Annotated in this window: 25 protein-coding genes, 1 other RNA gene, 6 pseudogenes and 1 riboswitch; of the genes and pseudogenes, 4 read left to right on the plus strand and 28 right to left on the minus strand. The window is 44.6% G+C overall.

The window, feature by feature from the left end; translation table 11 throughout:
• The first annotated feature begins 198 nt into the window (after nucleotides 1–198).
• Nucleotides 199–2,352 carry a glucose PTS transporter subunit IIA gene (locus JCM10519_RS01985; protein ID WP_347842823.1) on the plus strand — a complete coding sequence of 718 codons (2,154 nt, stop codon included), beginning with the start codon at nucleotides 199–201 and terminating at the stop codon, nucleotides 2,350–2,352.
• An 81-nt stretch (nucleotides 2,353–2,433) separates the two neighbouring features.
• Here the strand turns inward: JCM10519_RS01985 and fliB are convergent, their stop codons facing one another.
• The 10 genes and pseudogenes from fliB to JCM10519_RS25400 form a co-directional block, all read right to left on the minus strand.
• Nucleotides 2,434–3,594 carry a flagellin lysine-N-methylase gene (gene fliB / locus JCM10519_RS01990; protein WP_347842824.1) on the minus strand — a complete coding sequence of 387 codons (1,161 nt, stop codon included), beginning with the start codon at nucleotides 3,592–3,594 and terminating at the stop codon, nucleotides 2,434–2,436.
• 93 nt (nucleotides 3,595–3,687) lie between these two features.
• Entirely contained in the window at nucleotides 3,688–4,308 is a 621-nt protein-coding gene (locus tag JCM10519_RS01995) for a manganese efflux pump (RefSeq protein WP_054737784.1), read from the minus strand.
• Between the two features lie 136 nt (nucleotides 4,309–4,444).
• Nucleotides 4,445–5,876 (minus strand): annotated as a pseudogene (gene nagE / locus JCM10519_RS02000) (N-acetylglucosamine-specific PTS transporter subunit IIBC).
• 71 nt (nucleotides 5,877–5,947) lie between these two features.
• Nucleotides 5,948–6,190: an HPr family phosphocarrier protein gene (locus tag JCM10519_RS02005; RefSeq protein ID WP_347842825.1), complete on the minus strand. Its 243-nt coding sequence runs from the start codon at nucleotides 6,188–6,190 to the stop codon at nucleotides 5,948–5,950.
• A 20-nt stretch (nucleotides 6,191–6,210) separates the two neighbouring features.
• The gene (locus JCM10519_RS02010) at nucleotides 6,211–6,705 is read right to left on the minus strand and encodes a PTS glucose transporter subunit IIA (protein ID WP_054737786.1); all 495 of its coding nucleotides are present in this window, start codon (nucleotides 6,703–6,705) and stop codon (nucleotides 6,211–6,213) included.
• Between the two features lie 19 nt (nucleotides 6,706–6,724).
• Nucleotides 6,725–7,552, minus strand: coding sequence for a PRD domain-containing protein (locus JCM10519_RS02015; protein ID WP_054737845.1), 828 nt, complete (start codon nucleotides 7,550–7,552; stop codon nucleotides 6,725–6,727).
• Nucleotides 7,553–7,747: 195 nt separating this feature from the next.
• A pseudogene (locus JCM10519_RS02020) lies at nucleotides 7,748–8,116 on the minus strand (sigma-70 family RNA polymerase sigma factor); the annotation flags it as partial.
• Entirely contained in the window at nucleotides 8,112–8,453 is a 342-nt protein-coding gene (locus tag JCM10519_RS25390) for a hypothetical protein (protein WP_347842826.1), read from the minus strand. The gene JCM10519_RS25390 and the pseudogene JCM10519_RS02020, both read right to left, overlap by 5 nt.
• A gap of 24 nt (nucleotides 8,454–8,477) precedes the next feature.
• Nucleotides 8,478–8,660 (minus strand): hypothetical protein, encoded by a 183-nt coding sequence (locus JCM10519_RS25395; protein ID WP_347842827.1) that lies wholly within the window; start codon nucleotides 8,658–8,660, stop codon nucleotides 8,478–8,480.
• A gap of 58 nt (nucleotides 8,661–8,718) precedes the next feature.
• On the minus strand, nucleotides 8,719–9,801 hold the full coding sequence (locus tag JCM10519_RS25400; RefSeq protein ID WP_347842828.1) for a recombinase family protein: 1,083 nt from the start codon (nucleotides 9,799–9,801) through the stop codon (nucleotides 8,719–8,721).
• Between the two features lie 111 nt (nucleotides 9,802–9,912).
• Between JCM10519_RS25400 and JCM10519_RS25405 the strand changes: the two genes are divergently transcribed.
• The gene (locus JCM10519_RS25405; protein WP_347842829.1) at nucleotides 9,913–10,074 is read left to right on the plus strand and encodes a hypothetical protein; all 162 of its coding nucleotides are present in this window, start codon (nucleotides 9,913–9,915) and stop codon (nucleotides 10,072–10,074) included.
• Here JCM10519_RS25405 and JCM10519_RS02030 read toward each other — a convergent pair.
• The 14 genes and pseudogenes from JCM10519_RS02030 to JCM10519_RS25430 form a co-directional block, all read right to left on the minus strand.
• Nucleotides 10,062–11,438 carry a nickel-dependent hydrogenase large subunit gene (locus JCM10519_RS02030; protein ID WP_054737787.1) on the minus strand — a complete coding sequence of 459 codons (1,377 nt, stop codon included), beginning with the start codon at nucleotides 11,436–11,438 and terminating at the stop codon, nucleotides 10,062–10,064. The genes JCM10519_RS25405 and JCM10519_RS02030 overlap by 13 nt on opposite strands.
• A gap of 2 nt (nucleotides 11,439–11,440) precedes the next feature.
• Entirely contained in the window at nucleotides 11,441–12,337 is an 897-nt protein-coding gene (locus JCM10519_RS02035; protein WP_054737788.1) for a hydrogenase small subunit, read from the minus strand.
• A 14-nt stretch (nucleotides 12,338–12,351) separates the two neighbouring features.
• Nucleotides 12,352–12,825 (minus strand): cytochrome b5 domain-containing protein, encoded by a 474-nt coding sequence (locus JCM10519_RS02040; RefSeq protein ID WP_054737789.1) that lies wholly within the window; start codon nucleotides 12,823–12,825, stop codon nucleotides 12,352–12,354.
• Between the two features lie 68 nt (nucleotides 12,826–12,893).
• Complete coding sequence (locus tag JCM10519_RS02045) at nucleotides 12,894–13,151, minus strand: hypothetical protein (protein ID WP_054737790.1); 258 nt, start codon at nucleotides 13,149–13,151, stop codon at nucleotides 12,894–12,896.
• Nucleotides 13,144–13,605 carry a hydrogenase maturation protease gene (locus JCM10519_RS02050; protein ID WP_054737791.1) on the minus strand — a complete coding sequence of 154 codons (462 nt, stop codon included), beginning with the start codon at nucleotides 13,603–13,605 and terminating at the stop codon, nucleotides 13,144–13,146. The genes JCM10519_RS02045 and JCM10519_RS02050 overlap by 8 nt, the downstream gene beginning before the upstream one ends.
• A gap of 178 nt (nucleotides 13,606–13,783) precedes the next feature.
• A pseudogene (locus JCM10519_RS02055) lies at nucleotides 13,784–14,059 on the minus strand (sigma-70 family RNA polymerase sigma factor); the annotation flags it as partial.
• Between the two features lie 150 nt (nucleotides 14,060–14,209).
• Nucleotides 14,210–15,388: pseudogene (locus JCM10519_RS02060) on the minus strand (phosphoribosylaminoimidazolecarboxamide formyltransferase).
• A 14-nt stretch (nucleotides 15,389–15,402) separates the two neighbouring features.
• Nucleotides 15,403–16,115 (minus strand): annotated as a pseudogene (locus JCM10519_RS02065) (IMP cyclohydrolase).
• A gap of 75 nt (nucleotides 16,116–16,190) precedes the next feature.
• Nucleotides 16,191–16,272: riboswitch (ZMP/ZTP riboswitch) on the minus strand.
• Between the two features lie 54 nt (nucleotides 16,273–16,326).
• Nucleotides 16,327–16,770, minus strand: coding sequence for an FtsX-like permease family protein (locus tag JCM10519_RS25410; protein WP_347842830.1), 444 nt, complete (start codon nucleotides 16,768–16,770; stop codon nucleotides 16,327–16,329).
• Nucleotides 16,692–17,129, minus strand: coding sequence for a hypothetical protein (locus tag JCM10519_RS25415; RefSeq protein ID WP_347842831.1), 438 nt, complete (start codon nucleotides 17,127–17,129; stop codon nucleotides 16,692–16,694). Before JCM10519_RS25415 ends, JCM10519_RS25410 begins: the two co-directional genes overlap by 79 nt.
• Nucleotides 17,130–17,202: 73 nt before the next feature.
• A complete protein-coding gene (locus tag JCM10519_RS25420) occupies nucleotides 17,203–17,685 on the minus strand; it encodes an ABC transporter permease (RefSeq protein ID WP_347842832.1) in 483 nt (160 codons plus the stop codon).
• Nucleotides 17,682–19,553 carry a hypothetical protein gene (locus JCM10519_RS02075; protein ID WP_347842833.1) on the minus strand — a complete coding sequence of 624 codons (1,872 nt, stop codon included), beginning with the start codon at nucleotides 19,551–19,553 and terminating at the stop codon, nucleotides 17,682–17,684. The genes JCM10519_RS25420 and JCM10519_RS02075 overlap by 4 nt, the downstream gene beginning before the upstream one ends.
• Nucleotides 19,540–19,794, minus strand: a complete 255-nt coding sequence (locus JCM10519_RS25425) for a hypothetical protein (protein ID WP_347842834.1) — start codon at nucleotides 19,792–19,794, stop codon at nucleotides 19,540–19,542. The genes JCM10519_RS02075 and JCM10519_RS25425 overlap by 14 nt, the downstream gene beginning before the upstream one ends.
• On the minus strand, nucleotides 19,785–20,279 hold the full coding sequence (locus JCM10519_RS25430; protein WP_347842835.1) for an ATP-binding cassette domain-containing protein: 495 nt from the start codon (nucleotides 20,277–20,279) through the stop codon (nucleotides 19,785–19,787). The genes JCM10519_RS25425 and JCM10519_RS25430 overlap by 10 nt, the downstream gene beginning before the upstream one ends.
• A gap of 347 nt (nucleotides 20,280–20,626) precedes the next feature.
• Between JCM10519_RS25430 and pyrB the strand changes: the two genes are divergently transcribed.
• Together pyrB and JCM10519_RS02090 are read left to right on the plus strand one after the other, a co-directional pair.
• The gene (pyrB, locus tag JCM10519_RS02085; RefSeq protein WP_054737792.1) at nucleotides 20,627–21,550 is read left to right on the plus strand and encodes an aspartate carbamoyltransferase; all 924 of its coding nucleotides are present in this window, start codon (nucleotides 20,627–20,629) and stop codon (nucleotides 21,548–21,550) included.
• A complete protein-coding gene (locus JCM10519_RS02090; protein WP_054737793.1) occupies nucleotides 21,544–21,969 on the plus strand; it encodes an aspartate carbamoyltransferase regulatory subunit in 426 nt (141 codons plus the stop codon). Before pyrB ends, JCM10519_RS02090 begins: the two co-directional genes overlap by 7 nt.
• 109 nt (nucleotides 21,970–22,078) lie before the next feature.
• On the opposite strand, the gene rnpB is transcribed toward JCM10519_RS02090, so the two are convergent.
• From rnpB to JCM10519_RS25440, 4 genes and pseudogenes are all read right to left on the minus strand, one after another.
• An RNA gene (gene rnpB / locus JCM10519_RS02590) (RNase P RNA component class A) lies at nucleotides 22,079–22,425 on the minus strand.
• 52 nt (nucleotides 22,426–22,477) lie between these two features.
• Nucleotides 22,478–24,034 (minus strand): nucleoside kinase, encoded by a 1,557-nt coding sequence (locus JCM10519_RS02095; RefSeq protein WP_347842836.1) that lies wholly within the window; start codon nucleotides 24,032–24,034, stop codon nucleotides 22,478–22,480.
• Between the two features lie 115 nt (nucleotides 24,035–24,149).
• Nucleotides 24,150–24,542 carry a Nif3-like dinuclear metal center hexameric protein gene (locus JCM10519_RS25435; RefSeq protein WP_347842837.1) on the minus strand — a complete coding sequence of 131 codons (393 nt, stop codon included), beginning with the start codon at nucleotides 24,540–24,542 and terminating at the stop codon, nucleotides 24,150–24,152.
• A 28-nt stretch (nucleotides 24,543–24,570) separates the two neighbouring features.
• Nucleotides 24,571–24,852 (minus strand): annotated as a pseudogene (locus tag JCM10519_RS25440) (Nif3-like dinuclear metal center hexameric protein); the annotation flags it as partial.
• Nucleotides 24,853–24,863: the final 11 nt, after the last annotated feature.

Genomic DNA, 24,863 nt, shown 5'->3' on the forward strand with positions numbered 1-24,863 from the left:
CTCTCTCCTTTGTTTTTCAGGATTTTGGATCAATGGCCTTATCACACTAAAAAGATAAGCCGGCTGTTCCTTATCAAAACAGGAAAGGAGGCATTTTGGGGTAAAAGGAAATAAATTTATACAGCCGCAACGGCTGATCATATCTGCCTTATGCGGAGAATTTCTTTATTAAGACATAACGAAGATGGAGGGATGTATATGAAAGATAAAATATTTGGTGTTTTACAACGTGTTGGAAGATCATTTATGCTGCCCATTGCAATTTTGCCGGTGGCAGGGTTGTTTTTAGGGATAGGCGGCTCCTTTACAAATGAGACTATGCTGGAAACCTATGATCTGACCAGGGTCATGGGGCAGGGAACTTTTATTTATGCTTTTCTTACGGTATTAAAAGCCGCAGGGGATATTGTATTCGGAAACCTGCCTTTAATATTTGCAATCGGAGTAGCCATTGGAATGGCTAAGAAAGAAAAGGAAGTAGCTGCACTGGCAGGTGCTATTGCCTTTTTTATCATGCATGCTTCCATTGGAGCCATGATCACCATACACGGCGGTTCTGAAAACATGCTGCCTGGATCAACGGCATCTGTTCTTGGAATCAACTCATTGCAAATGGGTGTATTCGGAGGTATTATCGTAGGCCTTGGTGTGGCTGCCCTGCATAACCGCTATTATAAGATACAGCTGCCCCAGGTCCTGTCCTTTTTCGGAGGAACCCGGTTTGTGCCGATTATTTCTGCTGTAACCTATATGCTGGCAGGTATCCTGATGTTCTATCTCTGGCCTCCGGTTCAGAAGGGGATTTATGCAGTGGGGGATCTGGTAAGAGGCTCCGGATACGGCGGAACCATGTTATACGGCATTATGGAACGGGCCTTGATTCCCTTTGGCCTGCACCATGTGTTCTATCTTCCTTTCTGGCAGACAGGAGTGGGAGGAACTGCAGAAGTCGGTGGCCGAATTGTGGAAGGTGCCCAGAATATTTTCTTCGCGGAATTAGGCACAAAGGGAATCAGCCACTTCAGTGTGTCCGCGACCAGGTTTATGTCCGGCAAGTTCCCCTTAATGATATTTGGCCTTCCAGGTGCTGCCCTTGCAATGTATCATACGGCAAAGCCGGAGAAAAGAAAGCTGGTAGGTGGTCTTTTGCTGTCAGCTGCACTGACTTCCATGCTGACCGGCATTACGGAACCAATTGAATTCACCTTTCTTTTCGTTGCACCGATCCTTTATGGAATCCACTGTGTTTTGGCCGGTGCAGCCTACATGCTGATGCATATGTTAAATGTGGGCGTAGGCATGACCTTTTCAGGCGGTTTTATTGATATGTTCTTATTCGGTATATTACAGGGAAATGCCAAAACCAACTGGATCAACATTGTTTTTGTGGGCATTGTCTACTTTATCGTGTACTATTTCCTGTTTAAGTTCATGATCACAAAATTGAATTTAAAGACCCCTGGCCGTGAAGACGATGACCAGGAAACAAAGCTTTACACCAGAGCCGATTACAATGCTTCCAAAGAATCCAAAGGGGAAGATGCCGGTTCAGGAAAAGATGCAGCTTCAGCCCTTATTGTGAAAGGACTGGGAGGAAGCGTCAATATCAGTGACGTGGATTGCTGCGCTACCAGGCTGCGCATCACAGTACATGACCCTGGTAAGGTTCAGGAAGACTTGCTGAAGCAAAGCGGTGCTGCCGGCGTTGTTAAAAAGGGAAACGGCATCCAGGTAATCTATGGTCCCCGGGTAACTGTCATTAAATCCAATCTGGAAGATTATCTTTTGGATGGAGGACGCAATGAAGAAGATGAGGCAGCCGGTCATGTACCTGACAGCTCTCCTGCCCAAAAGGAAACAGCACAGGAAAAGGCAGCGGCTGAGGAAAAGGCAGTTTTGGAAGAAATCGTATGCTCTCCCATAGAAGGCACCGCAATCCCTCTGGAATCTGTAAGCGACAGCGTGTTCTCTTCCGGAATGCTGGGAAAGGGAATTGCCATTGAACCATCAAAAGGACGTGCCGTAGCTCCTGTAAAGGGAACGGTTTCTGTTGTATTTGATACAAAACACGCCATTGCCGTCACTTCGGAAAACGGAGCAGAGGTTTTGATCCACATAGGACTGGATACCGTCCAGCTTGGAGGAAAGCATTATAAAACTTATGTCCAGGTGGGTGACAAGGTAAATGCCGGCGATTTACTGGTGGAATTTGATATTGACAAGATCAAGGAAGAAGGCTATCCGGTGGTGACGCCGGTGCTCATCACCAATACGGCCAACTACCGGGAGGTGCAGTCTCTTGCCCTTGATGGCGTAAAGGAACAGGATCCGGTATTAAAGCTGGTAAAATAGCAAAATAAAAAAGATTGCCGGAATGACTCAGGCCATAAAACCTGAATCATTCCGGCAATCGCCGTTTTATCTCCCAATTTCCTATAGCAGTCCAAGGATCTCTCCCAGACCAAAGCTTTTATCCGTCCGGAATATTCTCTCCAGGGTATTGAGATTCACATCCGAATGCTCTACCTCTCTGGAAAACCGGTGGGCCAGATGAACAAATTCTTTAAAATCAAGGCGGCCATCATTTCTTTTAAATACCGCCTGAGCCATTTCCTGAATGAGAAGGGTGCTCACTGCGGCAAGCTTTGCCTTTGTGTAGGGGTGTTCGTCATAAACAGCCCCGCAGAAATAAGTAAAGATAAAGTATACCATAAGCTGTTCGCTCCACTGCTCCCATTGACGCTTACGGCCTTCCTCTTCCATTAAATACCGGTGAAAGGCTTTCCTGTTCTCCTCATAGCTTTCTGTACCGGAATCAAACAATATTCTTTTAAGATTTCCCATATATTGGGGCCAGCTCTCATTAAGCACTTCAAGCTTTCCAAACAGAGAAAACCATTTCTTCATCTTTTCATAACGGATCCTGTCTTCCAGCCTGCTGTAAGCCACCTTCTTTTCCACGATCAGAGCTCCGTCCAGCCCCTGATACCGTTTTATCAATTCATCCAGCTCATACAGCTTTTCCTCATTGATCCTCCTTTGCATGTCATGGGAAAACCCCAGTGCCATGGCAATGCGCAGCCGGCAATCTAAGTCCCGGTTCTGCAGGAAGGATAAAATCAGATCCCTTGCATCCATAAGCTTTGTAAATAAAAGGAAATCAAAAGCAGGATAGGACTCCTCTCTCTCATTTTCTTTCGTGAGAAAGCGGACAGGTTCTTCACAGCCAAGAATCAGTTCTGCAGCCTCCTCGCAGGATAAAGATAAGGAGATTTCCCTGACTCCTTCAAATTCTTCTATATGCCTTGGATAATCCCGGCAGGTTTTACAAAGCATTCCCGGGCCGGCCTCCTTATAGATATCGCAAAGATTGTCCTTATTAAGAAACGCACACCGGCCGCCACACTGCTTAAAGGAGCCATTTTTCCAGTCAATCCAATGGTTTAGCCTTCTGCCAAAAGCATCCTTTCGCATTTGGTATCGTCTTTTTGTAAGATCATCGATCATGATGGCCCATCCTGCACAGCAGGTATCCGGGCACTCCCCGGCCACACAACGGAATTTATTATAATAATGAGGTATGGTAAACTGCATAAATAATTGCTCCTGTTTTTGATAACGATTATACCGCATTTAAAAATGGGGTGCAACCCATTTAAGAGTGAACCCCATTTTTAAATCAGATCATCATAATTTTCCAAATGCAAGAAACAAAAACAGTATGCCGCTGAGCCAGGATAAATCCCAGCCCTTTAACGCAGCAAGCTTACGTCCCAGAAACAGGCCGATATACATGACGGCAGTCCCCACAACCAGAGCACAAAGGGCCGTAAGCCCCGGAGGTATCATCAAAAATCCGGATAAAGCCCCGGCGATCAGACTGTCCAGCGACATTGCCAGGGAAAACATTATGGTTTCCTTCCAGGACAGGGACTTGGAATTATCCCAGTCTGCTGCCAAAGGATTTCCGTAAATATTTATGATGATACTCAGACCGGAAATAGAAAATGTCAGATTCTTGTGAACATTCACATGACTGTTAATATATTTTTTTATGGTATAGTCCAGAAGCTTTATCACCCCCAGGAGAAACAGGCAGGAAAATGCCGCCCCCTTTGCAAAACCTTCCGGCACCAATCCGCTGATCACGCTTCCAAATATAAGAGCAGCCCCCAGACAGCCGCTGCAGATCATATTCACTGCAATAACCTTTCCGCAGGAAATCTTCAGACGGTTTGCCCCATAAGCAATGCTGGCAACAAAGGTGTCGGTGCTAAGTGCCAGCACAAGAATTAATATATCACGCATATCCCGGAATCTTACCTTTTTATTTTAATATATTCATTCAAGTCCTGTTTGGGACCCCGAAGGCAGCCGGATTTTTAAACCTCATTCAAGTACAAAAAGCAGGGACAATGATATGCCCCTGCTTTTTGCCTGTTTATTACTGGCAAAGCTTCTTAAATTCATCTGCAACAAACTGTACCTGAGGTCCTACAATAACCTGTACGCTGGTCTTGCCTGGCCTGATAATGCCGGCAACACCTGAGGATTTGATCTTCTTTTCATCTACAAGAGTATAATCCTTGATCTCCAGTCTTAATCTTGTAATGCAGTTATCAATGCTGGTGATATTATCCTTACCGCCAAGTCCTTCCAGAATAACGGCGGCAACAGCGGTATAGTTGTTATTGGAAAGAGTGATTGTGTTTTCATCCAGATCATCATCTTCCCGTCCTGGAGTCTTAAAGTTAAATATTTTAATTGCAAGGCGGAATACCACGTAGTAAACAGCCGCATAAACAAGGCCCAACGGATAATAAGCAACGGATTTACAGCCATAGGCGCCTTAAAGCTCAAGAACCAGTCAACGAAACCTGCACTGAAGTTAAAGCCTGCACGTACGGGAAGCAGGGAGCAGATCGCTAAGGAAATACCGGTTAAAAGTGCATGGATCAAATAAAGACCTGGAGCAAGGAACATGAAAGCAAATTCCAGAGGCTCTGTTACGCCTGTAAAGAAGGAACATACTGCTGCTGCAAGCAATAAACCATATGCATTTTTCTTTTTACCAGGCTTTGCGGTATGATACATAGCCAAAGCTGCGGCTGGAAGACCGAACATCATAACCGGGAAAAAGCCTGTCATGTACTGACCTGTCTGGCCCAGAACACCATTTCCTGACCAGAAATTACCAAGGTCGTTCACTCCTGCAACGTCAAACCAGAATACGGAGTTCAGTGCGTGATGGAGACCTACCGGAATCAGAAGACGGTTGAAGAAACCATAGATACCGGCTCCAATAGCGCCCAGTCCCAGGATGCCTTTACCAAATGTAACCAATCCGGTATATACAATCGGCCATATGAAGAACAAAACAAGGCAGGCTACCAAAGAAACGAGAGCAGTGACAATTGCAACAGACCGTTTGCCGCTGAAGAATGCCAGCGCATCCGGAAGCTTGGTATTCTTAAACTTATTATAGCAGCTGGAACCGATAATACCGGATAAGATACCGATAAACTGGTTTCCAATCTTGCTAAAAGCAGGATTTACTTCGCTTACATCAATTCCTTTCAGCATGGCAACCACTCCAGGCGAAAGAATCGTCTGGATCATCAGCCAGGAAACAATGGCAGCCAGAGCCGAAGTACCCTCATGGTCATCTGCCATACCAACGCCGATACCAATAGCAAACAGAATTGCCATGTTATCAATGATGGCCCCCCTGCCTTGATTAAAAAGGCAGCAATGGCACTGTTTGCGCCCCAGTCGGGGTCGATCCAGTAACCAATCCCCATCAGGATGCCTGCCGCAGGCAAACATGCCACCGGAAGCATCAATGACTTACCTAGTTTTTGCAAATACTTCATCATAATAAAGAAACCCCTTTCTTTTTGTCCTACCGGACATTTTTTATCCATTCCTGCTGCCAAGCAGGCTCAGATCACATTTCTTCCAAAACGGTGCGAAGCGCAGTTATGGCCGCCTCCTCATCCTCTCCGTCAAACCGGAATCGGATGATGCTGCCTCTTTTGGCTCCAAGCCCCATGATTGCCAAAAGGCTTTTACAATCCGCTTTGTCTGATTCCCACTGGGCTTCTATGCTGCATGAATACTTCCTGGCTTCCATGAAGATCACGGAAGCCGGCCTGGCATGAAGTCCCAGGGGATCTTTTAATTCATACAAATACTCCCTCATTTTGATACCTACAGTTCGATGATTGGTTCCAGTTCCTTTACCTGCATTCCTGTATGGCATACCATATCCGGATAATTCGGCGTATTGCAAACGATTACCGGCGTAATCACTTCATATCCGGCTTCCTTTATGGCTGCCATGTCAAATTCCAAAAGAAGCTCCCCTGCTTTCACTTTGTCTCCCTGCTTTTTATATGCAGTATAATGCTCCCCTTTTAAATTGACCGTATCAAGCCCTACATGGACAATGATCTCAGCGCCTTCCGGGGTCGTAATGCTGACAGCATGTTTTGTCTCAAACACCACCGTCAGGATTCCGTCGGCCGGAGCCACAATTCTTCCTTTTGCCGGAATAATGGCGACTCCCTTTCCAAGTATCTCCTGGCTGAATGTGGGATCATTCACTTCGCTTAAGGGTACTACCGTTCCTTCAACCGGGGCCAGAATCTTCTCTCTTTCTTTTTCACCGCCTCCTCCGAAAATTTTCTTTAATGAATCAAACATATAGTGATTCTCCTTTCTTCTACAGCCTCATTCTCTTGATGTGAACCGCCAGATATGCGGTTTCTTCTTCCGTTACATCGTGATGGTAGGTTTCCATTATATAATCCTTGATTTTTAAACTGCACCGGTATTCCTCCGGATACATCTGGGATATCAGATGGTTAAATTCACCATTTCCGCTGTTCAACAGCTCCTTTGTAACGATTCTTTGTGCCAGAAATCTTAAATGGGTAACAAACCGCTGATAGTTTAAGGACATTTCATCAGGCTCCATTGAAAAATAATCTTTCACTATCCCTACAGTATTCTGAATCAGGTTCGTGATATCAATGGTATCGCGCATGGCGGTATTGAATTCCGCATTGACGATATGAAACGCAATGAACCCTGCCTCATCAACAGGAAGGGATATCCCTATCCTGCGGTCAATTAATGCTATGGCATATTCACCGATCAAGTACTCCTCTTTGTAAAAGGTCTTTATCTCATTAAGCAGAGGGTTTGAGAATTTCATTTTCTGCTTAAATCGGTGAATGGCAAAATTGATGTGATCTGTCAGCGTTATGTATATGTTTTGATTAAGAGTCCTGTTTAATACGCTTTTTGCGTAATTTATGATTTCCGCAGAAACCTGGATGTGCTCAAGTGGAAGGTTCACCAGCAATTCTTTAAATTTGTCAACATTGTTCTGGCTGTCCAGACGGAATACCTTTTCAACTGCGCCTTCCGGGATTTCCTTCCCCGGCTTCATGCCGAATCCGATCCCCCTGCCCATGACTATGATCTCTTTTCCGTCCGGCTCCAGCGCACTGACAATATTGTTATTGATTATTTTGTCAATTTTCATACAATGTCCCATCCTATAAAATAAAAAACCAACTTTAATCACGAAAAAAGAAATTTCATTTTCCATGATCAAAATTGGTTTTGCCTGCTTTCCAGTAACAATCCACTTAATATCCTTATTTGAACTATACCAGTTTTTTTTCTAAAAAGTCAATGAAATTTTATTTCATTTTACATATTTTTTATAATTTCATTGTTAGATACTATTTTTTCTAAGTTCGTCTCTCAGCCGCTCCAAAGCTTTTTTTTCCAGCCGGGATACGTAGGACCTGGATATTCCCATTACATCCGCTATCTCCCGCTGCGTATATTCCTTTCCTCCATGCAGCCCGTACCGCATTCTGATTATGGTTTTTTCATTTTCCTTAAGGCAGCTGTCAAAGGCCTCATACAGCTCCTTAATATCCTGTTTTAAAATAATGGTTTCCAATGTCTCCTTATTTTCCATTTCAATGACATCTACCAGACTCACAGTCTCTCCATCCTTGTCTACGCCGATGGGTTCAAATAGAGAAACCTCTTTTGAATATTTCTTATTTGCACGAAGAAGCATGAGGATTTCATTTGCTATAGTCACCTTGCGGCTCCGGCAATTCAGGCTCCTTGGAGCCAAATAAGTACAGATGGACATTCTCCCCATCCCATATGACCTTATCTACAAAAGTGCGGACCGCCGCACGCTTTTGCTGGACATCCATGAGATCGATTACATTCTGAAAGGAAGAAAGGGTCTGCTTAATCAGCTGAAGCTCCTGACCGGAAAGCTGCTGATTTCCCGGGTCAAGGGAAAGTTCCCGCAGCCGTTTCTCTATTTCTCCTTTTCTTTTATGGAGTCCGTCAATCTGCTGAATGATATATTCCTCCGCCCCGGTACCTCCGGCTTTTCCAAGGGAAGCCACCAATCCGGCTATCTCCCTTCGGTATTCTTACGTTCCTCCTTTAAACGGGATATATCCCATTCCACTTCCTGCCTGCTCTCTTCCACTTCTTTTTTTTGCTACGGCACAGCTGCTTTTGAAATTCACCAGTATCCTCAGATATTTTTTTGGATTTCCTCCAGTACCATCTGATCCAGCATATTTCCATTTACATTCTTCATCCCGCAGCATTTCATACGGCTTTTTTTCCTTCATGGTGCATAAATAGGAATAGATCTGCTCTCCCTTGTCATTGTACCGGCCGGACAGCTTTGGCCGCATGTAATCGCCGCAGCCGCCGCAAAAGAGAATTCCGGACAACAATGCCACATTGCTGCGGGGCTTCCGGTAATTTTTTTGACTTATTTTGGTCCAACAGCTGCTGAACATTGACCCACATGGAACCTGAAACAACTCCCTTATGCTTTCCAACCGCCACGATCCACTCTTCCATATCTTTCATCTCGTGGGTTTTTCCTGCCCTTTGAAGAGTGCGGTTATATGCTATCACTCCGTGGCTTCCGTCAAAAACTTCTTTTTCTGCAAACAGATCCACCTTTTTTTTTCGCAAATATTCATAGGCTTCCTGATCTGCAATCATATAGACCGGATTGGTCAGTATTCCCTTTATTGCAAAACGGCTGAACAGGCGGCCGTATTTTGTCCTGTGGCCATTTTGGAGCAAATAGGTTTCCGTCTGGGTCAGTGATCCGGTTTCTAAGAATTTCTCGTAAATCAGCTTGACCAGCTTTGCTTCTTCCGGAATCAGCTTAAGCTTAAAGGCCTTTTTCACCTTGCCGTCTATAGTCACAGAGGACACGCTCTCCGACGTATAACCCGTAGGAGTATTTCCGCCCAGCCATCTTCCACTTTTGGAAAGCTCAAGCATGTTATCCCGGATTCGTTCCGCTATTGTCTCTCTCTCCAGCTGGGAAAAAACAGAAGCAATGTACATCATGGCCCGCCCCATGGGGGAGGAGGTGTCAAATTGCTCTTTTATGGAGATAAAGGAAATATGAAGCTCATTCAGCTCTTCAATCAGATTTGCAAAATCACCAATATTACGGCTTATCCGGTCAAGACGGTAGCATACCACCGCTGTAAATTTCTTCTTTTTTGCCTCCTGCATCATGACTTTAAACTGAGGCCGCTCCAGGTTTCCTCCGGAAAACCCCTCATCCTCATATACGCAGGCGCTGTCAGCGAAACACGCTCCATAATGTGCAGAAATGTATTGCCTGCACAGCTCGATCTGGTTACCGATGCTTTCTCCCTTTCCGGTAAATTTTGACTTTCTTGAATAAATCGCAAACCGCTCTTTCCCGGGTTCCACCCAAACCTTCCTCCTTACTAAGCAAACGCCTGATTCTGCCTCTTATTCCCAAACATACGGGACATGGGAAGCATCATACATTATAATAAGAGTCTATATCAGGTCCTTATTATGAATATGATCGTATATCAACCCAAAACAGAAGAAGGCAGAAAAGAATTGGGAAAAAAATCCGCCATCCTGCACAGCCAGGCTGTCCTTCAATATATCCAGCAGCTTCCCTGCCCCAATGATCAAAAACAGGTTCTTATAGAAGAGCTTCACACAACCTGAATTGTATTCACATGCTTCCCGTCTGAGTAAACATGAGTGGCGCAGGACACGCAGGGATCAAAAGACCGTATGATCCTGCCGATTTCCACAGGCGCTGTTACATCTTTTACAGGCGACCCGATCAGGGCCTGTTCCCCTGTTCCATTCATCCCATTTGTTTGTGTTGACAAATTCCACGCAGACGGGGTTATAATCTGGTAAAAGGCTATTACACTGTTTTCAATATACAGCCAATGGCCAAGAGCCCCCCGTGTCGTATCCACCAGTCCCTTTCCCGATGCCTGAACAGGAATCGTATATTCCTTCTGCATGGATACTCCGGGAGTCAGATTATCTATAAGAGTCTGCATAATTTCCACTATTTTCTTAGCTTCCAGCACTCTTGCAATGGTCCGGTCCATGGCAGAGATCCCATTTTTGTATTCACCGGAGAGCCACTGTCTTGCTAACGGCCCTACCTCAAAGGGAATATTATTGTATCTGGGCGCTTTTATCCAGGAATATGCCTGGGGCTTATTTTTATCCGGTTCATTATTTTCGTTAAACCATGCATATTCATCTTCCTGGGTTATGAGAGCAGGATCAAAGGGAGTTGTCTGGCCATTTGAATAAACAAGAGGGTCCACATAGAGGGTTCCTAAATTCTTATAATTATTAAAGCTCCCATAGGACAATAAGTTGCCGTAGCCTCCGCCCATATGATAGTACTCCGGATAATAGGTTCCGATTGCGTATACGTCAGGCACCATTTTTTCATCAATAAACTTTCCTATGTTATATAGAATGGATTTTATGCTGATGATCTTATCTGCTGAGATCGGCGACGTGATCCCTCCGATGAATATTCCGTGATTATGAGGAGCTTTTCCTCCTAGTATGGCTAACATCTGATGGGCATCCCGGCTGAGCTGAAGGGATTCAAAGTAATCGTTTACCATTTTATCGTTTATGTCCTTTGGAAGCCTGTAATCATTGTGATCCGCCTTAAACAGAGGATAATCCTCAGGAAGCTTTACAAAGTCCGGAAGGGTAAACTGATAAAAATGCCTTAAATGATTTTGCAGGAACTCACATGCATGAAGCAAATCCCTTAGATACCTTCCCTGCTCAGAGGGGACAATGTTCAAGGCTTCTTCCAGGGCAAGGGCAGAAGCCATGGAATGTGCGGTCGAACAGATTCCACAAATGCGCTGCGTAAAATAAACGGCATCAAAAGGGCTTCTTCCCTGAAGCATTTTTTCAAATCCCCGGAACATCAAGCCTCTCATTTTTGCATCCACCACTGATTGCTCTCCGATATCAGCATCAATTTCCATGAAACCGCTGATACGGGTAACAGGATTTATGGTTATTCTTTCTGGCATATTTACTCCCCTCCCATGGTGTCAAAGGTGATAAAAGGCTCCATTGCATCAGGAAATCCAAACTGGGCACAGCCGATACAGGGCGAATCGTCTCCTATGGGCCAGTTGACATGCCCGTTCCATTGGCGGATTGGGCAGTCGGTCTGGGTAATGGGCCCCTTGCAGCCCATCATGTACATACAGGTTTCCTGCCCAAGCTTTGTGGCAAAGATGCCGCTGTCAAAATAAGACCTTCTTGGACATCTGTCATGAATGGTAATGCTGTAAAACATCAGGGGACGGTCCCTGCTATCAAGAGGGGGTTCCCCATATAATATCAGATAAGCCAGAGTGCCCATAAACCAGTCCGGATGACATGGACATCCTGTTAATTTAATCACCTTTTTCTGTAAAACCTCCTGTATTCCCGCACACTGGGTTGGATTTGGCCTTGCTGCCGACACGCCTCCATGTGAAGCGCAGGCTCCCACGGCAATCACATGGGCCGCATTTTCTCCCAGTCTTTTAACCGCCTCGTATCCTGTTATCTCCCTGCCGCCATACCGGCCAATGATGTGGTAAGAACCATTGTCCTTTAATGATACCGCTCCTTCCACAGCCAGGATATAATCACTGCCTATTACATCAAACAGCTGATCCATAGCCTTGTTTCCGGCCTGATTCATCAGGCTGTTGCTGTATATAAAATTGGTCATTTGAGTCAGCAGATACTGAAAATCCGGATTTTGGCCGTTAAGAAGGGAGATGGTATTTCCGGAGCAGCCGTTTAATTCAAGCCAGACAAGATTCCGCTTTTGGCGCACACCGCTTTCGACATCATCCTTCACCCGGTTCACAAGACTTTCCGTTGTTTTCAACCTGCTTTCCTGATAAGGACATTGAAAGTCTGCACAGTCCAAATTTATCACCAGCTTTACTCTGTGGCTAAATAACCGACTATGGGCAATCTGGTTAAAACCATTGCTCCTGGATGGCATGTTGCAAAATCTATTGATAAATTATTTCCAGGATTAAGGCCAAAGTGGCTGTCTCCTCTCCAGACGGAATTATTTGTCACATCATACACCACTCCATTTACCGCAACATAAGCCGGAGCTCCGTTTTTCCCATTATACTGTGATAATTCTTCCAGGGTAAAGTATCTTGGAGGATTATCATTCTGAGTCTGATTTACATAGTTGTTCTGATACGGATATTCTACCTCTTCCATGGCCAGTCGGTTTGACTGGGTGAAATATTTGATATGACTTTCCAGCATGATCACTTCACTGCCCAAATGGTCTAGTACAACGCTATCGTTGTACTGCTTGGAGTGAAGTCTATCTACATCCTCACTAATATGCCTGACGCAGTTCCCGATATAATCCAAAAACAGATTTAATTCCATGAAAAAAACCTCCCAAAATAAAATTCAGAATAATTGTTATATTTTGCCGGATAAAAATCAGGCCTTTCTCATTGGAATTTTTCACCGTCAATACTGTCAATAATCGCAGTAAGTGGTTCTATTTCCTGCTTGTTGACCAATATGTTTGTCCAGTCTCCAATGAGCGTATTCTTTCTTTCAGAAAATTGTTCACGGAGGCTGCCCTCACATATATGGCTGTTTGTATGTACCGTAATTGTCAGATTCAAAATCTTCGCAATAGAATTTTCCCTGCATAAGTCAATAATCGATTCGTATAAATTCTGATTTAGAAAAGTATCATGCATAAGTCACTTCCTCCGATATGATTTTTTTAATTGCGCATTCGATTACTCTGCAGATCTGGGGCAGCTTATCCCTTAAAACAGTGCTTAGCTCCTGGTCAAACCCGATTTCAAATACTTCAATGCCCAGCAGATAACCCTTAAACTGACTGCCATATAGCTTCATGAGTTCCACCATGCTCAAATCATGGTGCATGGAGAACAAAGAAGGCTGTGACATCACATCTTCCAGACGGAACTTATGAATGCTTCCAGGCTCCGCCCCTGAGGAAAATGCATCAAGTATAAAAACAAAGTCATCCTTATCCAGTAAATAAAAGCAGCTTTGAAAATCAGTTTCACCAATGATCACATGAACATCCTGGCATTTCAGACGGTCTTCCAGTATTTCGGCGGCTCTGATTGCTATGGCGTCATCCTTCATAAACCGGTTGCCAATAGCAACTAACTTCACCATGTCCTTGCCTCCTTCTCTAAATTAGTTATTTATCAATATATATGTTGGACATAATCAAATATTCTTTGCCGGGGGAATATTGGCGGAAAGGTTACAAAGCAACAGGAACCGGTGCATGCCCTGCTGTTACAGGCATACACCGGTTCCTTTAATTTTGGCAATTTGGGAGCCGTCATGATAGGATACCATTCTCCACACATTTGGCCGCATAAGTGGCCAGTCTGGAGCCTCTGTCTGGATGAAAGGTATTAACGGCTTTAATAAGTCCAATAGTTCCTACGGAAAGAAGGTCTTCCATATCATAATCCGTATTCTGATATTTTTTTGCCACATGTGCTACCAGGCGCATATTCCGCTCGATGAGTGTGGCTCTCGCCTCCCGATCCCCTTCCTGGTATCGTTCCAGACACTCTCGTTCTTCTCGCGCAGTTAAAGGTTTGGGAAAAGTTTTCAAAGAAAGCCACCTTAAACTTACTTACTCTTATTTTATGCCGCCCCTCTCTCTAAAGTGCTTTTACAAAAAATATAGGCTGGTACTTATTTTCCTTTTTTACCGTAAAACAAGCAATACAGGTCACATTTATCCTGGATTCCCCTTTTGCGCTTAATGATGGAACAGGCGGATTCCGGTAAAAGCCATGGCCATTCCATATTGGTCACAGGTTTCAATAACCTGGTCATCCCGAACCGATCCGCCTGGCTGGGCAACGTACTTCACACCGCTTCTGTAAGCCCGGTCAATGTTATCACCAAATGGAAAAAAAGGCATCAGATCCCAGGGATACGTCTGTCAGCCGGCTAAGCCATGCCCTCTTTTCTTCTGCTGTAAATACAGTTGGTTTTACCCTGAAAATATTTTCCCATCTGCCGTCTTCAATTACATCCATACAATCCTCTCCGATGTAGACGTCAATGGCATTGTCCCGGTCTGCACGGCCAATGCCGTCTACAAAAGAAAGGTTAAGGACTTTAGGCGCCTGACGAAGAAACCAGTTATCCGCCTTATTTCCTGCCAGTCTGGTGCAGTGGATGCGGGACTGCTGGCCTGCTCCGATTCCAATGGCCTGTCCTCCCTTTGCAAAGCAGACAGAGTTGGACTGGGTGTATTTTAAAGTAATAAGGGAAATGATTAAGTCGATTTTTGCTGATTGGGGGATTTCCTTGTTCTTTGTCACAATATTCTTTAAAAGCTCCTCATCAATCTTCCCTTCATTTCTTCCCTGCTCAAACATGATTCCAAAAACCTGTTTTCTCTCAAGAGCCTCCGGCTGGTAATCCGGGTCAATGCAGATGATGTTATAATTGCCGTTTTTCTTGGACTTTAAGATTTCCAATGCTTCCGGCTCATATCCTGGAGCAATGACGCCATCCGATACTTCCCGTTTGATAATCCTTGCAGTATCCACATCACAGATATCTGACAGGGAAATAAAGTCCCCGAAGGAGGACATACGGTCAGCGCCTCTTGCCCTTGCATAGGCACAGGCCAGGGGAGAAAGATCTTCCATATCCTCTACCCGGTAAATCTGTGCAAGTACCGGGTCAAGAGGCAGTCCCACTGCGGCGCCAGCCGGGGACACATGTTTAAAGGAAGTTGCTGCAGGAAGGCCAGTTGCTTCCTTTAACTCCTTTACAAGCTGCCAGCCATGAAAGGCATCCAGGAAATTGATATATCCCGGCCTGCCGCTTAAAACCTGGATGGGAAGCTCTTTCCCGCCTGGCATAAAAATCCTTGAGGCTTTTGATTCGGGTTACAGCCATATTTTAATTCCAGCTCATTCATCTTCAGTACTCCTGTCATTGATTTTTATTTACGATCCGGGTCTCATAAGCTCCGGATTCTATGTCAATATATCTTACAAATAGAGAGATCTTATTTTCCTTATGGAGGCTTTCCCATATCATTGCAGTAAATTCATCCAGATCATCAAGGGCCTCCGCCAGCTTTGGCTCCCCTTCAAAGCTTGGCAGGGGATTTCCATCGTGCATATAGGTATGAATGAAATGGGCTTCTCCTGCCGCCGGATTGTCATAAGCAAAGGTATAGCGGCTACAGGAGTCGGGATTCCCATGATTGCTCTTTATGATGGACATAGCGTAATTGAAGCGTCCGTCTTCTATATGCATGATCCGGAAATACGGGGCGTATAATTGGGACTATCCGGTTCAAATTCCCTGCATCGCAAGGACTGTTCAAAGGTCAGCTGTATATCCATTCCCCGGTAAATGGTATCGGTCTGATCTCCGTTTGTCACAATGGTCTTATTCCCCATAACCCGCACAGGAGCATAAATTATAAGGCTTGGGTCCGTGACCTTTGAGGGGTCAAAGGCCTGGGTACGGATTCCTTCTCCGTCCTCTACGAATACACGGTTGCGGCTGTTTTCGCTTCTCCCCATAATGAAATAAGCGGCAACCGCCTTTGTTCCATCCGGTGTTTTTCCCATTATAATGCCTCTTCCCGGATAGGAATTGCTCCTTAAATCGTCTTGCAAAGAAATCAAATGCATGAGATCTGGTCTCCTTTCTGAATGAAAACATGCTTATTGGCTCGTTGTTCACGTAAAAAACCGCCTGGGCATCCCACAGGGCGCCCAGGCGGTCGGCTTTTTCGTATCGTGCTCCCCGTGGTAAAACTCCACTCATCCGCCAGTCGCACGTACCTTGTACATCATCATATAATATTCTCCGAAGAAATGCAAGCCCTCTTTTTAAAAACAGCTATTCATTTCTTATGGCTGCAAGAGGACTCAGCTTCATGGCTCTTAAGGCAGGGAAAAATCCTGCGGCCATTCCTACAAAAACAGCAAAGCCCACGGCCGCCAGGGAAAGCCATGGAGGGATCCTTGAAAGATCACCGGGCATGCCCTGCATAAAACTGCCTGAAAGGAACTTATTAATCAGGAACGAAACCCCGTAGCTGAACAGAATCCCTGTGATTCCTCCTAAAAAGCCTATAAAGCCGGATTCCAGAAGAAACATGTTTCTGATATTATTCATATCGCAGCCCAGAACCTTAAGGATTCCGATTTCTTTTGTTCTTTCATAAATGGACATCATCATGGTATTGGCGATACCGATGGCAGCTACAAACAGGGATACGGCTCCGATCCCCCCAGAAGAGCCTGAACCATCTTGGCCTGTTTCTGGGACTGTTCCAGCCACTCCATATTGCTGTTAGCCTGATAGCCCATATCTGTAATGGCTTTTTGTACTGACGTTACATTGTTCATATCATCCACTTCCACAACCGCCTGCTGGTAAATAAAATAGTTATAGGGCTTCCCCTTTTTATTGGTAGGCTGATTGGGAATAGGCTTCTTTTTAAAAATCTGTTTCAACTGGGATTTTAAGGCATCTAAATCCACATAAACGCTGTAGCTGTAACTATTCCATTCCTCCGACCCTCCTGCCACCAATCCGGCTGTTGGAATAAGATACTTTTTAGGAGGTTTAACCGTTGCGCCTCCATCACCTGTCCCCCCGCCCTGTGACTGATAGTAGGCATCCATATCAAAAATCACAAACAGGGGCCTATTTATAAAATCAATGTCAGGAATGCTGGAGGGATCATCATAATAATCATTACGATTACTTTTAGGGTTGGAGAAATTTCTGGCGACCATATTTCCCACAACCATCTGGAGGTCTTTTTTTTCCCGGCTCCGGGATGCTGCCTTCCTTTAACGGAATATTTTTCATGTACTCCTGGGAAACTCCAATAAGGTTGATGTATCCCTGGTAAGCACCCTGGGTCATCAAAACATTGGTCTCTAAAAGGGGAGAAGCTGTGGTAACATGCTCGATCCGCCCAAACTGTGCGATCACATCATCCGTCATGTAATTAGGATCCTTGCTGCTCTCATTTCCTCCCCACATAGCGTTGGAATATACGGAATTCCGTAAGCTTCCATAGGAAGCGATCTGTTCCATAGTAAGTTCATTAAAGCCGATCCCCAAAGACACCATGACAACAATGGAAGCAGTACCGATCAAAACTCCCAGAACCGTTAAAAATGTCCTTAGCTTCCTGCGTCTTAAGTTATTTACACTCATGGAAAGCAAATCGCTAAATCTCATTGTTTTTTTCCTCTTCTGGTTCTAATGCTTCCGGTTCTAATGCTTCTGGTTCTAATGCATCTGATTCTAATGCTTCTTCTTCCTTTTTCTTTTTTTCTCTTTTTAAGCACAAATACAGTGCCAATGGTTCCGATAACCAAAACAGCAATCACCGCCGGAATAACGATTTTTCCATATTTGGACGAGCCTTCCGGTTCTGTTACCGCCGGAAATTCCCCCATACCATCCATTTCGGAATCTAAGTCTTCCTGTTCCGTTACCGTTAAAGATATCTCTTTTTCAATGGGATCGCTGACTATCCCATTTTCATCCTCATAGGTGATCAAAACCTTGACCTTTCCATCCTCTGTAGATGGAGCTGTTCCGGAGATCATGGCATCCACATTTCCGGACTCTCCCGGCTTTATATTTCCTACATAGCTGTTAGTCTGCTGGATGGAATCCCCCACAAAAGCCACCATTACGTTGTAGAGAAGAACCTTTCCCGTGTTATTAATAGGAAACATGACATTTGTCTCTGAACCCACGGAAATCGTATCAGGCATTATCTCAATCGTCCCCGTGTTCAGTCTGGAGACCTGCTTGACAGGAATGTTCACCGTCACCTTTTCTTCCGCATTTTTAAACTCAGGGCTGTCATACTTTTCATTGATGGTGATGGCATAGGTTCTTTGATCCACCCAGGCTCCCGCCCGAAGCTTCACCTTTATATCCGTAGTCTGGCCCGCAGCAAGAGAATTCACAACAATGGAAGAGGAACCGGAATCCATGGTAAATACCGCGCTGTCCGTAACTTTTTCTGATTCCAGGTTAAAGAGGATATTGCTTGCCGCAACGTTTTCGGAGGCGTTCTTCATGTGAAGGATCATTTCAAATTCGTCCCCGGCATAGACTGTCTCCGGATTCGTCTGAAACCCATCCACAATAAGTCTTGCCTTTGTCCTGTCATTGGCATTGAAATCACCGGTCTCTTCTTCCTTGTCTTTATTCTGAACCTTGACATAGAAGGTCTCTTCTGCTTTCTGGACATCTCCATCCGTGCTGTCACGGTATTCGATGATAAAGGGGATGGGATAGTATCCGCTGTAAACATCCTTGCGGATACTCATGCTGTAGGGGACCTCTACCGTCTCGCCACCGCCAAGCCGGTCATAATGCCGGGTGTAGTTTCCATCATTAATATCAAAAGGGAACTTGGTGCTATCCTGGCTCAGACCCATCCGTATGTCTACATCAAAAGCTGTAATATTGGAGGAATTGCGGACATTTATATTGAAATTCATGGTATCCGGATAAATGCCAAAAGGTGTGTTCTGGTTTTCTCCCAGCTCAAACTGGATGGTTCCTTCGTCTTTCCCTGATTCCGTGGTTGAAGCGGATTTTGTGATCCAGATGTTGATTTTTCCATGAGCAATCGGCGATCCGTCGTTTTTTACCGTTGCGTTTGCTACAATCTCTATAGGTACTGAATAATATCCGTCTGGAATGTCTCTGCGCACCATTGCGGTAAGAGATACGTTTTTAGTGCTTTCACTTTTTAAATTGCCTATCTTTTTATTGTCAAAGATGCCGGAAGTAATCTCAAATGGGAAAATACTTCCTGAATATTCTTCTCCATTTTCTTTTGCATCACTTTCTTGATTTGCCAGTCCTTCTTCAAAGCGGATTGCCACATTTTTGTGATCAATGCCATCCTGTTCTTTCAAAACCATATGAATGGTCATGCTCTGCCCTGTTTTACCGGTTGGGGTTTTGCTGACATCAATCCAGCGTTCGTCCCCCTGCCACGCAAAAGCCTGCCCCGGCACAGCAGAAATAATTATAAAGGCCACAAGCAGCCATAAAAATCCTTTCCTACCCTTCTTCATTTCCCATGTCCTCCTTCGTATACTCATGATGTTGCTCTTCAATTTTAAAGATTTTTCCATCTACTATATGGAATTGTCTGTCTGCAAATTTTGCAATATAATTATCATGAGTAACCATGACCAGGGTCTGATTCTGCTCTCTCACGATTTTCTGCATTAGGCTTAAAATTTCCCTGGTAGTCTTGGAATCCAGGTTTCCAGTGGGCTCATCCGCAAAGATGATCTTAGGATCTACTGCCAAAGCTCTTGCAATGCCGACCCTCTGCTGCTGACCTCCTGACATCTCGTTGGCATATGCTTCATCTGCTTCTCAAGCCCTACCAGCTTTATGTACTCCTTTGCCTTTTCATTCCTTGTTTTCTTTGGCACACCCCGGAATGACAGAGGCAAGGCCACATTCTCCACCGCATTCATGGTCTTTAAAAGATTATAGGACTGGAAAATAAAACCCACGTGCTTTCTGCGGAATGATACCAGCTGATTTTCCGAAAGCTTTTCTATATGGTTCCCGCCGATGACAATCTCTCCCTTTGACGGCTTTTCAAGGCCTGCCAACATATTTAAGAGAGTGGATTTACCGGAACCGGAGGGGCCTACAATCGCACAGAATTCCCCTTTATATATAGTAAAGTCCACGCCATTTAACGCATAGACCTTTGTGTTTCCCACTTTGTACACCTTATAAAGATTCTTAACCTGAATCATAGGTGTCTTTCCTTCCGCCAAAACAGACACCTCCTTTCTTTATTTTTGCAAGCAATGAGCCAGGCACAGGAATGTAGGCATGCCTGCAACTGGCAAATGCTGCAAGGGTCAAATATCCTGCAGCTTACCACAGGACGCTTGACTTTGTATACACATTATACAACAAGATATTTCCATCGGTCATTCTTTATTTTCTTACACTTCCTTAAATATTCCTTACAGGGGCTTCCATCCAACTTTTGGAAAAAAAGTTACAGGTCTAAATTATATCATAAATTTCAAAAAAAGTGTTGAAATATTTTAACTAATACTGTATAGTAGATGGGATAGAATTTTAAACCTTAATTTAGTGGATAAAGGAGATTCTTATGAGACATTTACTTAACCCGTTAGACTTTAGTGTGGAAGAGACAGGGCAGCTCTTAGATCTGGCCAAAGACATCGAAGACAATCTTCCAAAATATTCTCATGTATGCGATGGAAAAAAATTAGCGACATTATTTTATGAGCCAAGTACAAGAACTCGTTTGAGTTTCGAGGCTGCCATGTTGAATCTGGGCGGCAGTGTACTAGGCTTTTCTTCTGCCGACTCCAGTTCTGCCGCAAAAGGAGAAAGTGTTGCTGATACCATTCGGGTCATTTCCTGCTACGCAGACATTTGTGCCATGAGACATCCCAAGGAAGGGGCTCCGCTGGTAGCGGCTAACCATTCCAGCATACCGGTAATCAATGCCGGAGACGGAGGCCACCAGCATCCGACCCAGACTCTGACTGATCTTCTTTCCATACGTTCTTTAAAAGGCCGCTTAAATGATCTGACCATCGGCCTCTGCGGTGATTTAAAATTCGGCCGCACGGTTCACTCTCTGATTAATGCTCTTGTACGTTACAAAAACATTAAATTCATCCTTATTTCTCCCCCAGAACTGCGAGTACCTGAATACATCCGTGAAGATGTGTTAAAAGCCAACAACATTGAATTTGTGGAAATGGACAGCCTTGACGAAGCAATGCCATCCCTTGATATCCTTTATATGACCCGCGTTCAAAAAGAGCGCTTTTTTAATGAAGAGGATTACATTCGATTGAAGGACTGCTATATTCTGGACAAAAAGAAAATGAAACTGGCAAAGGAAGATATGTATGTTCTTCATCCCCTTCCAAGAGTCAACGAGATCTCAGTAGAGGTTGACGAGGATCCCAGAGCCGCTTACTTTAAGCAGGCGCAGTACGGCGTGTATGTGCGTATGGCTCTTATCATGACATTACTGGAGGTAGAAAAATCATGTTAAATATCAGCGGATTAAAAGAAGGAATCGTATTAGACCACATTGAAGCCGGAAAAAGCCTGGAAATTTACTATAACCTGGGACTGGACAAGCTGGACTGCCAGGTCGCCATCATTAAGAATGCAAAAAGCAATAAGATGGGAAGAAAGGATATTATAAAGATTGAAGGCGGCTTAGACCACATTGATCTGGACATCCTGGGCTATATTGACCATAACATTACAGTCAACATTATAAGGGATAACCTGATTGTGGAAAAGAAAGCCTTAAGCCTTCCCCAAAAGATCACCAACGTGATCCAGTGCAAGAACCCCCGCTGCATTACCTCCATCGAGCAGGGGCTTCCACATATATTCTATCTTGCCGATGAAGAAAAGGAAGTCTACCGCTGCATGTATTGTGAAGAAAAATATACGAAATAAGCGGATTGAGAATATCCGCTTGACGATAAAAATGCGCCTTGTTGATCAAGGCGCATTTTTGTGCATTGTTTTTCAGTGAGACTATTTTAAAATACTCCCATTTTTTTAAGCTTTGAGTAAGACGATAAGCCGGGTTATGTCGTTGAATGGCCATCTATCTAGGCCTGCCGTCGCCAGCAGGCTCAAGCGACCTACCCGGGAGCAGACGGGCCGCCTTATGCTCCCTGTTCGGTCTTGCTTCGGATGGGGTTTACATGGACCCCTCCTGTTACCAGAAGGGCGGTGGTCTCTTACACCACCTTTCCACCCTTACCGCATTAAGCGGCGGTATATTTCTGTTGCACTTTCCCTAGAGTCGCCTCCGCCAGACGTTATCTGGCATCCTGCCCTGTGAAGCCCGGACTTTCCTCACCTGCAGCCTTTCGGCTTTGCAGCTGCGGCCATTTGTCTTACTCAAAACTATTCTAACATATCACAAATTTATTTATTTGTAAAGCTAATTTCCTTCTTAAACCTTAAAACAGCTTCCTCCGATAAATTCCCTGACAATGGAATTGCGGGGAATATCCTCACTGTTGACCCCAAGAAAATAATCCAGGAATTTCAGCAGACGCTTTGCTTCCATGTATTCCGGGGATTCTCTTGGTATGCCGAATAACAGCGGTTCCGCAAACTGCTTCAGCACAGAAAGTTCATAGACCGTAGCTGAGTTGAACATCATATCCGCAGATTCCTGGAAGGGGAAAATATACTCTTCCTCTCCTGCTCTCACCGACGGCCACATGCGTATGGTGTCCTGTGCGGAAGCGCCTCTTGTTCTGGCATCCCGTACCATCCGGCGGATCAGGCGGCAGTCGGTTGTTGGAATCCGGTTGTGCTCATCAACGTTTAACTGGGTCAGGGCGCTTACGTATACACGGAATTTACTTTCTTTTGGCAGAGAATAGGACAGTCTGTCATTTAAGCAATGGATTCCTTCGATGACCAGGATATCGTCTTTTCCCAATTTTAAATAATCACCCCTGTACTCCCTGACCCCTGTTTTAAATTGATAACGTGGCATTTCCACTGTTTCTCCTGCCAGAAGGGCCGTCATGTCTTTATTGAACTGTTCGATGTCCAGGCTCTCTAAAACTTCATAATTGTAGCTTCCGTCCGGATTTTTGGGACTGTCTACCCGATTCACAAAATAATCATCCACTGCAATGGGATGAGGGTTCATTCCCTGAGCCTTTAGCTGAACGGACAGGCGGTGGGAAAAGGTGGTTTTTCCCGATGAGGATGGCCCGGCAATCATTACAAATTTCTTGCTCCTGTCGGCACCAATTTTTGCTGCGATCTCAGCAATCTTCTTTTCCTGCAGGGCCTCCTGGATCAAAATCAGTTCGTTGATGTTGCCCGATGCAATTTCTTCATTCAGAGCGCCAACATGGGATACATTCAGCCGTTCCCCCCATCTTACGCTCTCCTTCAGCACCCGGAACAGCTTCTGCTTCTTTTCAGGATCAAAAGCAGGTACTTCTTTCGGATTTTCCTTCTGGGGCAGCATGAGCATAAAGCCGTCATCAAATAATATCAGGTCAAAATATTTAATGTATTTTGTATTCTGTACCATGTATCCATAGTAGTAATCTTCAAAGCCGCCAATGCTGTAAATATTGACACGGGAAACCCGGCGGTAGCGAAACAGTCTTTCTTTATCATACATCCTGTGCTTGTGAAACAGATCAATGGCATCATCCGTGTTTACGCTCCGCTTCATGATCGGGATTTCCTGGCTCACATAGTCCTGCATGCGGGCTTTTACCCTGGAAAGCAGTTCCTCAGTCAGTTGAACCTTTCCATGAGCCTCAATATAATAGCCTTTCCCAAGAGAAAAATCTACAGTCACTTTTTCAATATTTTCCGCACCAGCCACATCGTAAAAGGCTTTCATCATAACAAAAATAGTGCTTCTGTGATAAGTCTGGATTCCAGGCTGATCTTTCCCTGTAAAGAAACGAAGGCTGCAGTCGAACTGGACCGTTTTATGAAGCTCACTTAATTTTCCGTTTATGCTGACCAATAAAATATCATTTTCATACTGGGCTGATACTCTTTTGCAATTTCTTGATAAGACGTGCCAATGGGGTATTCCTTTTCCACACCATTTATTGTAACAACTGCCATACGCTTCCTCCTTATATGAATGTTTCAGGAAATTCCACTTCTGCCTTGGAGATTTCCAGGTTCTCCCCTGCTTCTTTCTTTAGAAATTCTTCCATAAAATCCAGAAACAGATATTCCAGGCCATAATGGCCGGCATCAATGACAGCCATATGGTTTGCGGCGGCATCGATTCCATTGTGGTGGCCGATATCGCCTGTTATAAAGACCTTCACGCCTGCCTCCAGAGCCGGTTTGATCATACTTCCTCCGGATCCCGGGCTTATTCCCACAAAACGGACTGGCTCCCCTGGTGCGTCCTCTCCGTAAATTGTAACAAAGGGAATACAAAACCGTTCCTTTACAAGAGCAGCTATCTCTCTTACTGTCATCTCTTTTTTTAAGATGCCCCGTTTTTCCGATTCCATATACTGTTTCTTTTGGCCCTTCAGACGTTTCCTTTAACATCACGCCTTCTTTTTCCAACACCCCTAATTCTGTAAGCCCAAGCTTTTCTGCAGCCGCATCTGCCATACATCCAGGCGCCGCATCAAAGTTCGTATGCATGGCGTAATAAGAGATGTCATTGCGGATCAGCTTTATAATTCGCCTGGATATAAAATCTTTGTCATTGATTTTACTCAAAGGCTTGAAAATAAGGGGATGGTGGGTAATCAATAAATCTGCCCCCCAAAGGACAGCATTCTCAACTACCTCATCAGTAGCATCTAAGGCGATAAAAACCTTTT

It is taken from the genome of Clostridium sp. NkU-1, assembly GCA_001312405.1.

Bases quoted from the DNA above. Each gene is read 5' to 3' on its own strand.
- JCM10519_RS01985 (WP_347842823.1), top strand. From the start codon at position 199: ATGAAAGATAAAATATTTGGTGTTTTACAACGTGTTGGAAGATCATTT.
- fliB (WP_347842824.1), bottom strand. From the start codon at position 3,594: ATGCAGTTTACCATACCTCATTATTATAATAAATTCCGTTGTGTGGCC.
- JCM10519_RS01995 (WP_054737784.1), bottom strand. From the start codon at position 4,308: ATGCGTGATATATTAATTCTTGTGCTGGCACTTAGCACCGACACCTTT.
- JCM10519_RS02010 (WP_054737786.1), bottom strand. From the start codon at position 6,705: ATGTTTGATTCATTAAAGAAAATTTTCGGAGGAGGCGGTGAAAAAGAA.
- JCM10519_RS02015 (WP_054737845.1), bottom strand. From the start codon at position 7,552: ATGAAAATTGACAAAATAATCAATAACAATATTGTCAGTGCGCTGGAG.
- JCM10519_RS25395 (WP_347842827.1), bottom strand. From the start codon at position 8,660: ATGCTGCGGGATGAAGAATGTAAATGGAAATATGCTGGATCAGATGGT.
- JCM10519_RS25405 (WP_347842829.1), top strand. From the start codon at position 9,913: ATGAATATGATCGTATATCAACCCAAAACAGAAGAAGGCAGAAAAGAA.
- JCM10519_RS02030 (WP_054737787.1), bottom strand. From the start codon at position 11,438: ATGCCAGAAAGAATAACCATAAATCCTGTTACCCGTATCAGCGGTTTC.
- JCM10519_RS02040 (WP_054737789.1), bottom strand. From the start codon at position 12,825: ATGGAATTAAATCTGTTTTTGGATTATATCGGGAACTGCGTCAGGCAT.
- JCM10519_RS02045 (WP_054737790.1), bottom strand. From the start codon at position 13,151: ATGCATGATACTTTTCTAAATCAGAATTTATACGAATCGATTATTGAC.
- JCM10519_RS02050 (WP_054737791.1), bottom strand. From the start codon at position 13,605: ATGGTGAAGTTAGTTGCTATTGGCAACCGGTTTATGAAGGATGACGCC.
- JCM10519_RS25420 (WP_347842832.1), bottom strand. From the start codon at position 17,685: ATGAGATTTAGCGATTTGCTTTCCATGAGTGTAAATAACTTAAGACGC.
- JCM10519_RS02075 (WP_347842833.1), bottom strand. From the start codon at position 19,553: ATGAAGAAGGGTAGGAAAGGATTTTTATGGCTGCTTGTGGCCTTTATA.
- pyrB (WP_054737792.1), top strand. From the start codon at position 20,627: ATGAGACATTTACTTAACCCGTTAGACTTTAGTGTGGAAGAGACAGGG.
- JCM10519_RS02090 (WP_054737793.1), top strand. From the start codon at position 21,544: ATGTTAAATATCAGCGGATTAAAAGAAGGAATCGTATTAGACCACATT.
- JCM10519_RS25435 (WP_347842837.1), bottom strand. From the start codon at position 24,542: ATGGAATCGGAAAAACGGGGCATCTTAAAAAAAGAGATGACAGTAAGA.